The following is a 15,142-nucleotide window of genomic DNA, read 5'->3' as shown; positions in this document are numbered from 1 at the left end:
GTCTGCGCCAGCCGCCGGAGCTTTTGCCATGCGTATCGAGAACGACCCGAAGCTGGATTTCCGCGACGTGCTGATCCGGCCGAAGCGCTCGACGCTCGCCAGCCGTTCGGAGGTCGACGTCAACCGCAGCTTCCATTTCGCCCATACCGGCCGCGAATGGAGCGGCTTCCCGCTGATCGCCGCCAATATGGACGTGGTCGGCACGATGGCGATGGCGCGCGCCCTCTTGAAGCACGGCGCCATGGTCGCCCTGCACAAGCATTACGATGCGGAAGAGCTGATCGCCTTCTTCAAGGAGCCGGGTTCGGTCAACGCCTTCTATTCGCTGGGCACGACCGATTCCGACCATGACAAGCTCAAGGCCGTCCATGCCAAGGCGCCGATCGACAAGATCTGCCTCGACGTCGCCAATGGCTACACCGAGAAATTCGTCGACACGGTCAAGGCGACGCGCGAGGCCTTCCCGAACGCCGCGATCATGGCCGGCAACGTCGTCACCGGCGATATGACCGAGGCGCTGATCCTGGCCGGCGCCGACATCGTCAAGGTCGGCATCGGCCCGGGCTCGGTCTGCACCACCCGCAAGATGACCGGCGTCGGCTATCCGCAGCTCTCGGCGATCATCGAATGCTCCGACGCCGCCCACGGTCTGAAGGGCCTTGTCTGCGGCGATGGCGGGCTGACCGTGCCGGGCGACGTCGCCAAGGCCTATGGCGGCGGCTCCGACTTCGTGATGATGGGCGGCATGCTCGCCGGCCATGACGAATGCGAGGGTGAGATCCGTTATGAGGAGCGCGACGGCGAGAAGGTGCCGGTCGCGATGGTGTTCTACGGCATGTCCTCGGACACGGCGATGAACAAATACGCCGGCGGCGTCGCCAAATACCGGGCCTCCGAGGGCAAGACCGTCGAGGTGCCCTATCGCGGCCCGGTCGAGGGCACGATGCAGGAGATCATGGGCGGAGTGCGCTCGGCGATGACCTATATCGGTGCGGTCCGCCTCAAGGAGATGTCGAAGCGCACCAGCTTCATCATGGTCGGCGCCCAGCTCAACACCGTGTTCGGCAATTGAGCGAAGCCGATATCGCCATCATCGGCGCCGGCCCGGCTGGGCTGATCGCGGCCGAGCGGCTGGCGCAGGCCGGGCACCGGGTGGCGCTCTACGAACGCATGCCTTCGCCGGCGCGCAAATTCCTGCTCGCCGGGCGCGGCGGACTCAACCTGACCCATTCCGAGCCGCTCGACGGATTTCTCGACCGCTATGGCGAAGCGCGCGACTGGCTGGAGCCGGCGATCCGGGCCTTCCCGCCGGAGGCGCTGCGCGACTGGGCCGACGGGCTCGGCGCCGAGAGCTTCGTGGGCTCGAGCGGCAGGGTCTTCCCGAAGGCGATGAAGGCCTCGCCGCTGCTGCGCGCCTGGCTGGCGCGGCTCGCCGGGCTCGGCGTCAGACTGCAGTCCGGCCGGCTCTGGACGGGCTGGGACGAGAACGGCGCGCTGCGCTTCACGACACGCGACGGAACGGTCGAAACGCTTCGCCCGGCAGCGACGCTGCTGGCACTCGGCGGCGCGAGCTGGCCAAGGCTCGGCTCGGATGGCGGCTGGCAGGAGACCCTGGCGGCAAGGGGCGTCGCGATCGCGCCGCTGCGCCCGGCCAATGCCGGCTTCTCGGTCGACTGGTCGGCGCTGATGCGCGAGCGCTTCGCCGGGGTGCCGCTGAAGCGGATCGCGCTTTCCTTTGCAGGGCGGCGCGCCATGGGCGAGGCGATGATCGATCGCGGCGGCATCGAGGGCGGCGCGATCTATGCGCTCTCAGGGCCGTTGCGCGAGGTGATCGCATGCGATGGCCGGGCCGAGCTCGCCATCGACCTGCGCCCCGATCTCGGCGAAGCCGCGCTGGCCGCCCGTCTCGAACGGCGCCGCACCGGCGAGACGCTGAGCAACCATCTGCGCAAGGCCGCAGGGTTATCGCCGGTCGCGATCGCGGTGCTGCGCGAAGCAGCAGGCGGCCCGCTGCCGGCCGAACCTGCAGCCCTCGCCCGGCTGATCAAGACCGCATCACTGCGGCTGACCGGGACGGCGCCGATCACCCGCGCCATCTCGACGGCCGGCGGCATCCGGGCCGAAGAGGTCGACGCAGGTTTCATGCTGAAGCGCCTGCCCGGCGTCTTCGTCGCCGGCGAGATGCTCGACTGGGAGGCCCCGACCGGCGGCTACCTGCTGCAGGCCTGCTTTGCCACCGGCGTCGCGGCGGCCGAGGGGATCGAGAGGCTTCTAAACAAGCCCTCATCCTGAGGAGCGGGCTTCAGCCCGCGTCTCGAAGGGTGATTCAGGAGGCTCGGGAGATTTCGGGAGTATCCTTCGAGACGGCCCTGCGGGCCTCCTCAGGATGAGGTCGCTCTCAGTTCAGCCCCTTCAACCGATAGAGCGCTTCCAGCGCCTCGCGCGGCGTCATCTCGTCCAGGTCGAGCCCGGCGAGCGCTTCCCTGAGCAAATCGGGGCCGGACGCGACCACGGGCGTGGGCTGCGGGCTGCGCAATTGCGCGGCGAAGAGCGGGAGATCGTCGACCAGCGCCGCCACCGGCTTTTCGCGCTCGCTCTTCTCGAGTTCGCCGAGAATGGCGCGGGCGCGCTCGACCACGGCCGGAGGCAGGCCGGCGAGCTTAGCGACCTGGATGCCGTAGGAACGGTCGGCGGCGCCGGGCACGACCTCGTGCAGGAAGACCACTTCGCCATTCCATTCGGTGACGCGCACGGTGGCGTTGACAACCCGGTCGAGCCGTTCCGCCAGCGCGGTCAGCTCATGGTAATGCGTCGCGAACAGGGCCCGGCAGCGATTGGCCTCGTGCAGATGCTCGATCGCCGCCCAGGCGATGGAGAGCCCGTCGAAAGTCGCGGTGCCGCGCCCGATCTCGTCGAGGATGACCAGCGCCCGCGGGCCGGCCTGGTTCAGGATCGCGGCGGTCTCGACCATCTCGACCATGAAGGTCGAACGTCCCCGAGCGAGGTCGTCGGCGGCGCCGACGCGCGAGAACAGCCGGTCGACGACGCCGATATGGGCGCTGCCGGCCGGCACGAAGGAACCCATCTGCGCCAGCACGGCGATCAGTGCGTTCTGGCGCAGGAAGGTCGACTTACCGGCCATGTTCGGGCCGGTGATCAGGCAGATGCGGCCGTCCCGGCTTTTGCCGGCTGCCGAAAGCTCGCTGTCATTGGCGACGAAGGGCTGGCCCTCGCGCTTCAGCGCCGCCTCGACCACGGGATGGCGGCCCGCCTTGATCGCGAAGGCCGCGCCCTCGTCGACAAGCGGCCGGGTCCAGCCGCCATCGACCGCGAGCTCCGCCAGCGCGGCCGCGACGTCGATCGCGGCCAGCGCCAGCGCCGCCGCCTTGATCGGCTCGGCCTGGGCCAGAACCGCCGCGGTCAGATCGGCGAAGATCGACAATTCCAGCTTCAGCGCCCGGTCGGCGGCCGAGGCGATCTTGGCCTCGAGCTCGCCGAGTTCGACCGAGGAGAACCGCATCGCGTCCGACATGGTCTGGCGGTGCACGAAGACGGCGCGCCAGGGCTCCCTCAGGAAGTCCTCGCCGACGGCCTGCGGCACCTCGACGAAGTAGCCGAGCATGGAATTATGCTTGATCCGCAGCGTCCGACAGCCGGTCTCGGCCGCGTAGCGGGCCTGGAGCTGGGCGATCACCTTGCGCGAATCGACCTGCAGCAGCCGCAATTCGTCGAGCGCCCCGTCGAAGCCCTCGCGCACGAAGCGGCCATCGCGCTTCAGCAGCGGCAGCTCCTCGGCGAGCGTCGCCGAAAGACGGGCGCCGAGATCGGGATCGGTGCGGCCGAGCGCCAATGCCGCCTCGCGCAGTTCCGACGGGATCTCGCCATGGCGCAGCAAGGCGGCGGCGATGGCGCGGGCCGCTTCCAGCCCGGCGCCGAGCGCGGCGAGATCACGCGGTCCGCCGCGGTCGAGCGCCAGGCGCGACAAGGCGCGGGCGATGTCGGGGACCCGCGCGAGATCGCGGCGCAGATCCTCGCGCAGGCCGGGGGCCTCGACGAGGGCGGCGACGGCATCGTGCCGGCCCGCGATTTCCAGGGGATCGGTGAGCGGCCCGGCGAGACGCTCGGCCAGGAGCCGGCTGCCGCCCGGCGTCTGCGTCCGGTCGATGGTGGCGAGCAGGCTGCCGGCGCGCTCGCCGGACAGAGTACGCATCAGTTCGAGATTGGCCCGGGTCGCAGCGTCGATCAGCATGGTCGCGCTCTCGCCCTCGCGCCGCGGCGGCGAGAGCGGCGGGCGGGCGCCGAACTGGGTGCGCTCGACATAGGCGAGCGCGGCGGCGGCGGCGGCGATCTCGGCGCGGCTGAAGGCGCCGAAGGCATCGAGCGTGGCGACGCCGAAGAACTCCTTCAGCCGCCTTTCTCCGGAGGCCGGATCGAGCCCCTCGCGCGCCAGCGGCGTCACGGCGGCCGGCACGTCGCGCCAGATCTCCCTCAGCTCGGGATCCTCATGGATCGCATCCGGGCAGACGATCTCGCGCGGATCGAGACGCGCCAGCTCGACGGGCAGGCCACGCGCATCGGTCTCCAGCACGCTGAAGCGGCCGGTCGAGATGTCGACGGCGGCGATGCCATAGGCGTAGCCGACATCGCTGAGCCGACGCCGCGCCACGGCGACGAGCAGGCTGGCGCGACCGGGTTCGAGCAGCCGCTCCTCGGTGATGGTGCCGGGCGTGACGAGCCGGACGACATCGCGCTTCACCACCGATTTGGCGCCGCGCTTCTTGGCTTCGGCCGGGTCCTCGGTCTGTTCGCAGACCGCGACGCGATGACCGGCGGCGATCAGGCGCTGGAGATAGTCGTCGGCCCGGTCGACCGGGACGCCGCACATGGCGATATCCTCGCCGAGATGCTTGCCGCGCTTGGTCAGCACGATGCCGAGCGTGCGCGAGGCGATCTCGGCGTCCGCGAAGAACAATTCGTAGAAATCGCCCATCCGGTAGAACAGCAGGCTGTCCGGATTGGCGGTCTTGATCTCGATGTACTGCGCCATCATCGGCGTGACGCGGCCGGGATCAGCGCTCGCGGCAGTGGCGGCAGGGGGTGTCTTGGTGTCGCGGGGAGAGGTGCTGTGCATCGCGCCGGCACGCTAGCAAATCGTGGCGGCAAGGCCATCCGTTAGGGAGACTTTCAACAATTGAAAGCAGGCTGACCACGCCATTTTCCGGCCGAAGGCCCCCATGTCGCTGCTGATCAACCTCGTCGAGAGCCTTTCCTTCCTGCTGCTCGCCGCGCTGGTGGTGACCGTCGTCGCGCCATGGCTCGACCAGCGGCCGATCCTGCGCCAGGTCGCCATCGGCGTCCTGCTCGCAGCGGCCGCGCTGTGCAGCATGACCTTTCCCTTCGTCATGGAAGCCGGCCTGGTCGTCGACTCCCGCAACACGCTCGCCATCCTCGCCGGACCGATCGGCGGGCCGATAGCGGCCGTGCTGACGGCGCTGCCGCTCGCCGCGCTGCGCTACAGCCAGGGCGGGGTCGGCATGGCGACAGGCCTGGCCGGCATCGTCCTCAATGCCCTGGCGGGCGTCGCCTATGCCGCCTGGCTGGCGCGCCAGCGCCGCCCCTTCCGACTGGGCGACTTCGTCGTGCTCAGCCTGATCGGCGCGGTCTGCCTCTTGCTCTCCGTGCTGTTCATGCCGAGCTGGACTGTGGCCGAACGCTTCCTGCGCGATGCGGTGCCGACGATCATCCTGGTCAACGCGGTCGGCACGGTGCTGGTCGGGCTCGTCGTCCACAACGACCGCGAACGTCGCGATACCGCCTATCGGCTGCGCTCGCTGATGCAGCGGGCGCCGGGCACGCTCTACCAGCGCATCGCCCATCCCGACGGCTCGCTGAGCTATCATTTCGCCTCCTTCGCGATCGACCGGCTGCTGGGGATCACCAAGGAGGAGGTCGAGCGCGATCCGGAAATCTGGCTCGGCAAGATGTTGCCCGAGGACCGGGCGCGCTTCGAGGCGGCGCGCGCGGCCCCCCAAAGCTACGGTGATTTCTGGCGCTTCGAAGCGCGCTATGCCGGCGTCGACGGCGTCGTCTGGCTGCGCAGCGAAGCGACATGCCGCCGTCTCGCCGACGGCACGGTGATCTGGGACGGCATCCTGCTCGACATCACGCCCGAGAAGACGCTCGAGACTCGGCGCGACGAGATCGAGACCTTGCGCCGCTCGGCGCTCGAGGAGCTCGCGGGCAATCTCGAGGTCACGGTCGGCAAGGCCTTGCGTCAGGTCGGTGAATCGGCCCGCGACATGCACGAGGCGGCACAGCAGATGGCGGCGAATGCCGACCACACGACCCAGCGGGCGGTCGACGTCACCCAGCAGGCGCAGCTCGCCTCCCACCGCGTCGGCAGCGTGGCGCTGGCGGCCGAGGAGATCGACGCCTCGATCCGCGAGCTGACCCGGCAGACCGGGCTGGCGGCGGAAAAGGCGCAGTTGGCGGCGAGCCATGTCCGCTCGACCCGGCGGGACGTCAACGGCCTCGCCTTGGCCACCGATCAGGTCGGCGCGGTGCTCGCCTTCATCGAGGACATCGCGGCGCGCACCAATCTCCTGGCACTGAACGCGACCATCGAGGCGGCGCGGGCCGGCGCCGCCGGGCGCGGCTTCGCGGTGGTTGCCGGCGAGGTCAAGAACCTCGCCGAGCAGACCCAGAAGGCGACCCGCGACATCGCGGCGACGCTGGAGGAGATCCGCGCCGCCGCCGCGACCGCGGCCGAGGCGGTCGGGCAGATCGAGGAGACGATGGGCACGATCGAGACGACCTCGGGCGCGATCGCCCGCGTCGTCAACATGCAAGGGACGATCGCCTCCGGCATCGCCGCCGACGCTCTGGCCGTCGCCGGCTCGACGACGACGGTGACCGGCAACGTCGCGGCGCTCGGCGACGAGGCGCGCTCGACTGGCGAAACCGCCTCGCGGGTGGTCGAGGCGGCCGGGCGCGTCAGCGAACAGGCGGTCGAGCTCGACCGCTATGTCGTCGACTTCGTCGCGCGCGTCCGCGGCCGGCTCTGAAGGCGACGCGCCGACATCGCACCTGCGAAGCGCGTGCCGCAGTGCGATCTTCTCCACGCCGGCAAGAGTAACGCGCCGCAATCGCGCCTTGTGGAGCGCAGGCGCACTGCCCTATGGTCGTTTCCCCCCGAGGAAACGCTCATAAAGAACGACGGCATGAACGATCGCCCGCCAATCAAACGCACCCGCCCGACCTTCACCGACCAAGAAGCATTGCTGTTCCACTCGCAAGGCAGGCCGGGCAAGCTCGAAATCGTTCCGACCAAGCCGATGGCGACCCAGCGCGACCTGTCGCTGGCCTATTCGCCGGGCGTCGCCGTGCCGGTACTGGCGATCGCGGAAGATCCGTCCAGGGCCTATGACTACACGACACGCTCCAACCTGGTGGCGGTGATCACCAACGGCACCGCGATCCTCGGCCTCGGCAATCTCGGCGCCCTCGCCTCCAAGCCGGTGATGGAGGGCAAATCGGTCCTGTTCAAGCGCTTCGCCGACGTCGATTCGATCGATCTCGAGGTCGATACCGAGGACGCCGACAAGTTCATCGACGCGGTGCGCTATCTCGGCCCCTCCTTCGGCGGCATCAATCTCGAGGACATCAAGGCGCCGGAATGCTTCATCATCGAGCAGCGCCTGCGCGAGCTGATGGACATTCCGGTCTTCCATGACGACCAGCACGGCACCGCGATCATCGCCGCCGCCGGCCTGATCAATGCGCTCGACCTGACCGGGCGCGACATCCAGACGACCAGGCTCGTCATCAACGGCGCCGGCGCCGCCGCCATCGCCTGCATCGAACTGCTCAAGGCGATGGGCTTCAAGCCCGAGAACGTCATCCTCTGCGATACCAAGGGCGTGATCTATCAGGGTCGCACCGAGGGCATGAACCAGTGGAAATCGGCTCATGCCGCCGTCACCGACCGGCGCACCCTCACGGAAGCGATGAAGGGTGCGGACGCCTTCTTCGGCCTGTCGCAGAAGGGTTCGGTGACGCCCGAGATGGTCGCATCGATGGCGGACAACCCGATCATCTTCGCCATGGCCAACCCGGATCCCGAGATCACGCCGGAGGAGGTCGCGGCGGTGCGCGACGACGCGATCATGGCGACCGGCCGCTCGGATTATCCGAACCAGGTCAATAATGTGCTGGGCTTCCCCTTCATCTTCCGCGGCGCGCTCGATGTGCGCGCCACGACGATCAACATGGAGATGAAGATCGCCGCCGCCGAGGCGCTGGCGATGCTGGCCCGCGAGGACGTGCCCGACGAGGTCGCCGCCGCCTATCAGGGCGCCCGCCCGCGCTATGGCAAGGAATACATCATCCCGGTCCCGTTCGACCCGCGCCTGATCCATGTCGTGCCGATGGCCGTCGCCAAGGCGGCGATGGAATCCGGCGTCGCCGGCAAGCCGATCATCGACACCGCCGACTACAAGGCGCAGCTCTCAGCGAGGCGCGACCCGGTCGCCGGCACGCTCAACCGCATCACCGAGCGCGTCCGCCGCTATCCGAAGCGGGTCGTCTTCGCCGAAGGCGAGGAGGAGCAGGTGATCCGCGCCGCCGCCTCCTTCGTCAACCAGGGTCTCGGCCACGCCATCCTGATCGGCCGCGAGGATCGGATCACCGCGACCGCGACCTTCCTCGGCGTCGACCTCGCCGCCAAGGGCATCGAGGTCCAGAACGCCCGGCTTTCGCATCGCAACAGCGCCTATGCGCAATATCTCTATGAGCGCCTGCAACGGCAGGGCTATCTGTTCCGCGACTGCCAGCGCCTGATCAACCAGGACCGCAATCATTTCGCGGCCGCCATGGTGGCGCTGGGCGATGCCGATGCGATGGTGACCGGCGTCACCCGCAATTATTCGATCGCGCTCGAGGAGGTTCGCCGCGTCATCGACGAGAAGCCGGGCCATCGCGTCATCGGCGTCTCCGTGGTGGTCGCGCGCGGGCGCACCGTGCTCGTCGCCGATACGGCGATCCACGAGATGCCGACGGCGCGCGAGCTCTCCGAGATCGCCATCGAGGCGGCCGGCGTGGCGCGGCGCCTCGGCTACGAGCCGAAGGTCGCGATGCTCGCCTTCTCCTCCTTCGGCCACCCGCCGGGCGAGCGCTCGGCGAAGGTACGCGAGGCGGTCGCGATCCTCGATAACCAGCGCGTCGATTTCGAGTATGACGGCGAGATGGCCGCCGATGTCGCGCTGAACCGCGATCTGATGGCGCAGTATCCGTTCTGCCGCCTGACCGGCCCGGCCAACGTCCTGGTCATGCCGGCATTCCACTCGGCCTCGATCTCGACCAAGATGCTGCAGGAACTCGGCGGCTCGACCGTGATCGGCCCGCTGATCGTCGGCCTCGACAAGCCGGTGCAGATCGTGCCGCTCGGCGCCAAGGATTCCGACATCGTCAACATGGCGGCATTGGCGGCGTTCAACATCGGCGGGTGACGAACCGCGCGCGTCATGCCCGGGCTCGACCCGGGCATCTAGTGACGAAAAAGGCGCCCACAAGGGCGCCTTATCCTGCCAGAGATTCTCGGGTCTGCGCTGCGCTTCGCCCGAGACTAACGCGCCTTCGGTGCGTCAGTTCGTCCTGGGGCCGAGATCGCGCGGGGCGGCGTTGACCGTGACGATCTGGCCGTTGCGCAGCTCGAGCACGGCGAGACCGCGCTCGTTCTGGCCATCGGCCCGGAAGCGGAAGACGCCGTCGGCACCGGCGAAGCCGGACGGATTGGTCAGCACGGATTCGGAAAAGCGCTGGCTTCCTTGCGTGCGGGCGAGCGCCGCCGCGAGCGAGACCGCATCATAGGCGAGCGTCGCGGTGCGGGTCGGCGAGCTGTTGAAGCGCTTCTGGTAGCGGCCGGCGAAGGCGTTGAAGCCAGCCATATCGGGCGAGGCGAACCAGCCACCCTGAATGGCGGGGATGCGGGCGACGGCGGCATCGTTCCAGACGCCGGTGCCGAGCGGCTTGATCTTGGCCGGATCGTAGCCGGCCTGCTGCAGGATCAGGCCGAGCTGGGGCATGGCGTTGGCATCGCCCGGCACGAACAGCGCATCGGCCTGCTGCAGGGCCGGCGCCAGCCGGCCGGCGGAGGCCCGCATGCTGTTGGCGTCGGCGCCGAAGCGCTCGATCACGACGGCGCGCGCGCCGCGATCGGCCACCGCCTGCTGGAAGGCGGCCTCGACGACCTTGCCATAGGCGGTGTCCGGCACCATCGCGGCGAAGGATTTGCGGCCCTGCGAGGCCGCATAGGCGATCACCCGGTTGACGTCGTTCTCGGGCGGGAAGGACAGCAGATAGACGCCGCGCGTGGCGACATTGCTGTCGCTGGAGAAGGCGATCACCGGCTTGCCGGCGCCGCGGGCGACCTGCGCCACGGCCTGGACCGAGGGGGCGAAGAGCGGGCCGATGATCAGTTCGGCGCCTTCGCGCAGCGCCGCTTGGGCGGCGGCCTGGGCTCCGTCGGGCGTGCCGCGATCATCCTTGATCAGCAAGGTCAGGTCGGCGCCGGGGAATTCGGCCAGCGCCATCTCGGCGGCGTTCTTCAAGGAGTTACCGACGGTCGCGCCTGCGCCTTCCGCGGTCAGCGGCAGGATCAGCCCGACCTTGACCGAGCCGGTCCCGAGTGTCGGGCCGGTGGGAGCCGCGGGAGCCCCGCCGGCTGCACCGTCGAAGCCGGGCAAACCGGAGGTGCCGCCGCTGCAGGCGGTGAGCAGGAGCGTGGCGCCGCTGGCCAGAATCAGCCGCCGCGAGACGCCGACGAGGGGCGCCTGATCTGGAGTTCCAACTGGGCGCGACACGGGTTTCGTCTCCACTGCTGGGCGGGCGCATCGTCACGACGGCGCCCGGCGGTGCGTATCCCCCCGGATAATGGGAGAATACCTGCCAGCCAGGGATGGTATTTTCAAGCTGTTAACTATGAGTTGCCGCCAGCGCGATGGTATCCCGGCGGCGCCTGTGGCAGTTTCGCCGCCATGTCAGCACCTTCTCCCGCCGCGCCGCTCCCGGGCCGCGCCAAAGATGCCTCGCCGAGCTTCACCGCCTTCGGACTGCGGGCCGAGGCCGAGCCGCTGGCGCCCGGCCTGCACATCGTCGCGACACCGATCGGCAACCTCAAGGACATCTCCTTTCGCGCGCTGGCCACGCTCGCCGCCGCCGATGCGGTGCTGGCCGAGGACACACGCACCTCGAAGACGCTGCTGGCGCATTACGGCATCGCGACGCCGCTCCTGCCCTATCATGAGCACAATGCCGCGCAGATGCGCCCGAAAATCCTCGAGAAGCTGCGCCAGGGCGGCAGGCTCGCGCTGATCTCGGATGCCGGCACGCCCTTGGTCTCCGACCCCGGCTACAAGCTCGTCGCCGAGCTGGTGGCGGAGGGCCTGCCGGTCACCGGCATCCCCGGCCCCTCCGCCGTATTGGCGGCGCTGGTGCTCGCCGGCCTGCCGACCGACCGCTTCTTCTTCGAGGGCTTCCTGCCGCCGAAGAGCGCGGCACGCAAAGCCCGGCTGACCGAGCTTTCCACCATTCCCGGCACGCTGGTCTTCTTCGAATCGCCGCGCCGGCTCGCCGAGATGCTGGGCGACGCGGCGATGGTGCTCGGCGAAAGGCCGGGCGCGGTCGCGCGCGAGCTGACCAAATATTACGAGAATGTCCGCCGCGGCGCGCTGTCCGAGCTCGCCGCCCATTATGGCGAGTCCGAGGAGGCACGCGGCGAGATCGTGGTGATCATCGGCCCGCCGGACGCCGCGGCGCTCGCCCCGAGCGGCGCCACGCTCGACGAGGCGCTGCGGGCGGCGCTCGAAACGCTCTCGCTGAAGGAAGCCGTGGCGCAGGTCACCGCCGCCAGCGGCCAGCCGCGGCGCCTGGTCTATGCCCGTGCCCTCGAGCTGACGCGGACGCCGTGAGCGAGGCGGCCCGCAGCCGTCGTGCCCGCCGCTCCGGTCTTTCCGGGCGCCGCGGCGAATGGCTCGCCGTGCTCTATCTCGGCGCCAAGGGCTATCGCCTGCTGGAACGGCGCTTCGGCGGCAAGGGCGGCGAGATCGACCTGATCATGGCGCGCGGCAGGAGCATCGCCTTCGTCGAGGTCAAGCGCCGCGCGACGCTCGACGAAGCCGCGGGCACGATCACCGCCGACAAAAGGCGCCTGATCGAGGCGCGCATCCGGCAATGGCTGGCCCGCAATCCCTGGGCGATGCAGCGCCATTTGCGGGCCGATGCGGTCTTCCTGGCGCCCTGGCGCCTGCCGCGCCATGTCCCCGCCGTCTTCGAGCTCACGCTCTGACGCAGGGCTCCCCTCTTGCGCAGCCGCGCCGGCAGGACCGATAAAGCGCTCCCCAACCGGAGCGCCGCCATGCCGTTGAATGTCGCCATCCAGATGGACCCGATCGAAAAGGTCCGCATCGCCGGCGACACCGGCTTCTCGCTGATGCTGGAGGCGCAGGCGCGCGGCCACAAGCTCTTCACCTACACCCCGGACAAACTCACCCTGCGCGACGGCAAGGTCACGGCCGTGATCAACCCGGTCGAGGTCCGCGATGTCGAGGGCGACCACTACACGCTGGGCGAGCCCGAGCGCACCGACCTCTCGACGCTCGACGTGGTGCTGCTGCGCCAGGACCCGCCCTTCGACATGGCCTATGTCTCCTCGACGCATATGCTCGAGCGCATCCATCCGAAGACGCTGGTGGTCAACGATCCCGCCGAGGTCCGCAACGCGCCCGAAAAACTGTTCGTCACGCATTTCCCGGAGCTGATGCCGCCGACCCTGATCACCCGCGACAAGGCCGAGATCGAGGCCTTCCGCGAGGAGTTCGGCGAGATCGTGATGAAGCCGCTCTACGGCCATGGCGGCGCGACCGTGTTCAAGACCGGCAAGGGCGACCCGAATTTCGGCTCGCTCTGCGACCTCTTCGCCAATCTCTTCCGCGAGCCCTGGGTGGTCCAGGCCTTCCTGAAGGAGGTCACCGCGGGCGACAAGCGCATCATCCTGATCGACGGCAAGGCCGCCGGCGCGGTCAACCGCGTGCCGGCCGAGGGCGATCTGCGCGCCAATATGGTACGTGGCGGCGCCGCCCGGCCGACCGACCTGTCCAAGCGCGAGCTCGAGATCTGCGAACGCATCGGCCCGGCGCTCAGGGAACGCGGCCTGCTGCTGGTCGGCATCGACGTGATCGGCGGCAAGCTGACGGAGATCAACGTCACCGCTCCGACCGGTGTGCGCGCCATCAAGAAGCTCGGCGGGCCGGATCTGGCGGCGCAGCTCTTCGACGTGATCGAGGCCAAGCGGGCGGCGCTCTGAGCGCCCCGGCTCATCCCGTGGCGGCGACAGCCGTCCCGCTCAGCGGGTTCTCCGGATCCCAGCGATAGCGCATCGTCTCGAAGCGCATCGCCATCGCATCGACGAGCAGCAGCTTGCCGACCAGCGGCTCGCCGAAGCCGGCGACCGCCCGGAGCACCTCGAGCGCCATCAGCGAACCCATGACGCCGGGCAGCGCACCGAGAATGCCGGCCTCGGCGCAAGGCGCGACGGTGCCTGACGGCGGCTCCTGCGGGAAGAGGCAGCGATAGGTCGGGTTGGGCGTGCCGTCCGGCGCCTTCTCATGCGCCCGGATCGTGGTCAGCGAGCCGTCGAAGCGCCCGAGCGCCGCCATGACCAGCGGCTTGCCCTCGTGGAAGCAGGCATCGGAGACCGCATAGCGCGTGGCGAAATTATCCGAGCCTTCGGCAACGACATCATAGAAGGCGACGAGCGCGCGGGCATTGTGCGGATCGATCCGCGTGACATATTCCTCGATCTGGACATGCGGGTTCAGCCGCTTGACGAAGCCGGCCGCCGCCACCGCCTTGCGGGCGCCGATATCCTCGGTCCCGAAGATGATCTGTCGCTGCAGGTTCGACAGCGAGACATGGTCGTCGTCGACGATGCCGATGGTTCCGACGCCGGCCGCGGCGAGATAGGCGAGCAGCGGCGCACCAAGCCCGCCGGCGCCGATCACCAGCACCCGCGCCCGCTTCAGCCGGGCCTGACCGGGGCCGCCGATCTCCGGCAGCACCAGATGGCGGGCATAGCGCTCGATCTCGACGTCGCTCAGCATCATGCCCTCAGGATTAGGCCGATCGCGCCCGCGCAGCAATCGGGTGCCTGGACGGCGGAGCCGGGAATCGGGTGCCATGCCGTGACAGGAAGCGGGTGTCTGCGCCGGCCCGCCGCCTGCGATCACCGCGCCGCAGTTTCCTGCGGCACGAAAGGCAATGACATGACGGTTCTCAGCAACAAGGTCGCGCTCGTCACCGGGGCGAGCTCCGGGATCGGGCGCGCCGCCGCCCGCCTGTTCGCCAGCGAGGGCGCAAGGGTGGTGGCGACGGCACGGCGCCAGGACGAGCTCGACACGCTCACGGCCGAGATCGCCGCGTCAGGCGGCGAGGCGCTCGCCATTGCAGGCGACATCCGCGACGAAGCGCTGGCGCAGCGCCTGGTCGAGGCGGCGACCGAGCGCTTCGGCGGGCTCGACATCGCCTTCAACAATGCCGGGGTGGTCGGCGAGCTGGCGCCGGTGGCGGAGATCTCGTCCGCGGCCTGGCGCGAGCTGATCGAGACCAACCTGACCAGCGCCTTCCTCGGCGCGAAATACCAGGTGCCGGCGCTGCAGGCGCGCGGCGGCGGCTCGCTGATCTTCACCTCGAGCTTCGTCGGCTACACGGCCGGGCTCTCCGGCGCATCCGCCTATGCCGCGAGCAAGGCCGGACAGATCGGGCTGGTCAAGGCGCTCGCCGCCGAACTCGGGAGCCAGCGCATCAGGGTCAACGCGCTACTGCCGGGCGGCACCGACACGCCGGCGAGCTTCACCAACGCGCCCGATGCCGGGCCGCAGGTGCTGGCCTTCGTCGAGGAGCTGCACGCCCTGAAGCGCATGGCGCGGCCGGAGGAGATCGCGAGGGCCGCGCTTTTCCTGGCCTCGGACGCATCGAGTTTCGTCACCGGCACGGCCTTCCTCGCCGATGGCGGGGTCTCGATCCAGCGCGGCTGACGGAGCCCGGACGCGCCTGCGAAACGCCGGGCGGCTTACCTCTCGCGCAGCCG

General features: G+C 69.5%; 11 protein-coding genes. 8 read left to right on the top strand and 3 right to left on the bottom strand.

The annotated features are described in order from the left end of the window. The first annotated feature begins 28 nt into the window (after positions 1-28). Positions 29-1,072, top strand: a complete 1,044-nt coding sequence (locus J0J10_RS18450) for a GMP reductase (RefSeq protein WP_291648081.1) — start codon at positions 29-31, stop codon at positions 1,070-1,072. Continuing rightward, the gene (locus J0J10_RS18445) at positions 1,069-2,292 is read left to right on the top strand and encodes a TIGR03862 family flavoprotein (protein ID WP_291648079.1); all 1,224 of its coding nucleotides are present in this window, start codon (positions 1,069-1,071) and stop codon (positions 2,290-2,292) included. Before J0J10_RS18450 ends, J0J10_RS18445 begins: the two co-directional genes overlap by 4 nt. Positions 2,293-2,398: 106 nt before the next feature. Here the strand turns inward: J0J10_RS18445 and mutS are convergent, their stop codons facing one another. Beyond that, positions 2,399-5,131: a DNA mismatch repair protein MutS gene (gene mutS, locus J0J10_RS18440; RefSeq protein WP_291648077.1), complete on the bottom strand. Its 2,733-nt coding sequence runs from the start codon at positions 5,129-5,131 to the stop codon at positions 2,399-2,401. A gap of 103 nt (positions 5,132-5,234) precedes the next feature. Between mutS and J0J10_RS18435 the strand changes: the two genes are divergently transcribed. Together J0J10_RS18435 and J0J10_RS18430 are read left to right on the top strand one after the other, a co-directional pair. After that, complete coding sequence (locus tag J0J10_RS18435; protein ID WP_291648075.1) at positions 5,235-7,064, top strand: methyl-accepting chemotaxis protein; 1,830 nt, start codon at positions 5,235-5,237, stop codon at positions 7,062-7,064. 156 nt (positions 7,065-7,220) lie between these two features. Continuing rightward, positions 7,221-9,506 (top strand): NADP-dependent malic enzyme, encoded by a 2,286-nt coding sequence (locus J0J10_RS18430; RefSeq protein ID WP_291639388.1) that lies wholly within the window; start codon positions 7,221-7,223, stop codon positions 9,504-9,506. A 135-nt stretch (positions 9,507-9,641) separates the two neighbouring features. Here J0J10_RS18430 and J0J10_RS18425 read toward each other — a convergent pair whose 3' ends face one another. Then, on the bottom strand, positions 9,642-10,859 hold the full coding sequence (locus J0J10_RS18425; protein WP_291648073.1) for a penicillin-binding protein activator: 1,218 nt from the start codon (positions 10,857-10,859) through the stop codon (positions 9,642-9,644). 174 nt (positions 10,860-11,033) lie between these two features. Here J0J10_RS18425 and rsmI point away from each other — a divergent pair, with 174 nt between their 5' ends. The 3 genes from rsmI (at position 11,034) to gshB (ending at position 13,360) form a co-directional block, all read left to right on the top strand. Continuing rightward, entirely contained in the window at positions 11,034-11,966 is a 933-nt protein-coding gene (gene rsmI, locus J0J10_RS18420) for a 16S rRNA (cytidine(1402)-2'-O)-methyltransferase (RefSeq protein WP_291648071.1), read from the top strand. Next, positions 11,963-12,343, top strand: coding sequence for a YraN family protein (locus tag J0J10_RS18415; RefSeq protein ID WP_291648069.1), 381 nt, complete (start codon positions 11,963-11,965; stop codon positions 12,341-12,343). The genes rsmI and J0J10_RS18415 overlap by 4 nt, the downstream gene beginning before the upstream one ends. Before the next feature lie 69 nt (positions 12,344-12,412). Further along, positions 12,413-13,360 carry a glutathione synthase gene (gene gshB / locus J0J10_RS18410; protein ID WP_291648067.1) on the top strand — a complete coding sequence of 316 codons (948 nt, stop codon included), beginning with the start codon at positions 12,413-12,415 and terminating at the stop codon, positions 13,358-13,360. A 10-nt stretch (positions 13,361-13,370) separates the two neighbouring features. On the opposite strand, the gene J0J10_RS18405 is transcribed toward gshB, so the two are convergent. Beyond that, entirely contained in the window at positions 13,371-14,159 is a 789-nt protein-coding gene (locus tag J0J10_RS18405) for a HesA/MoeB/ThiF family protein (protein WP_291648064.1), read from the bottom strand. Between the two features lie 159 nt (positions 14,160-14,318). Here J0J10_RS18405 and J0J10_RS18400 point away from each other — a divergent pair, with 159 nt between their 5' ends. Beyond that, the gene (locus J0J10_RS18400; protein WP_291648062.1) at positions 14,319-15,089 is read left to right on the top strand and encodes an SDR family oxidoreductase; all 771 of its coding nucleotides are present in this window, start codon (positions 14,319-14,321) and stop codon (positions 15,087-15,089) included. The last annotated feature ends 53 nt before the right edge of the window (positions 15,090-15,142 follow it).

It is taken from the genome of Allobosea sp. (genome assembly GCF_017308075.1).
Classification (GTDB): domain Bacteria; phylum Pseudomonadota; class Alphaproteobacteria; order Rhizobiales; family Beijerinckiaceae; genus Allobosea.
The sequence above is the reverse complement of the archived record's forward strand: the minus strand, read 5'-3'. Positions and strand labels throughout refer to the sequence as shown.

What these genes read in the sequence shown, in the direction of transcription:
- gshB (WP_291648067.1), top strand. Translation starts at nt 12,413, where the DNA reads ATGCCGTTGAATGTCGCCATCCAGATGGACCCGATCGAAAAGGTCCGC.
- J0J10_RS18435 (WP_291648075.1), top strand. Translation starts at nt 5,235, where the DNA reads ATGTCGCTGCTGATCAACCTCGTCGAGAGCCTTTCCTTCCTGCTGCTC.
- rsmI (WP_291648071.1), top strand. Translation starts at nt 11,034, where the DNA reads ATGTCAGCACCTTCTCCCGCCGCGCCGCTCCCGGGCCGCGCCAAAGAT.
- J0J10_RS18450 (WP_291648081.1), top strand. Translation starts at nt 29, where the DNA reads ATGCGTATCGAGAACGACCCGAAGCTGGATTTCCGCGACGTGCTGATC.
- mutS (WP_291648077.1), bottom strand. Translation starts at nt 5,131, where the DNA reads ATGCACAGCACCTCTCCCCGCGACACCAAGACACCCCCTGCCGCCACT.
- J0J10_RS18405 (WP_291648064.1), bottom strand. Translation starts at nt 14,159, where the DNA reads ATGATGCTGAGCGACGTCGAGATCGAGCGCTATGCCCGCCATCTGGTG.
- J0J10_RS18400 (WP_291648062.1), top strand. Translation starts at nt 14,319, where the DNA reads ATGACGGTTCTCAGCAACAAGGTCGCGCTCGTCACCGGGGCGAGCTCC.
- J0J10_RS18430 (WP_291639388.1), top strand. Translation starts at nt 7,221, where the DNA reads ATGAACGATCGCCCGCCAATCAAACGCACCCGCCCGACCTTCACCGAC.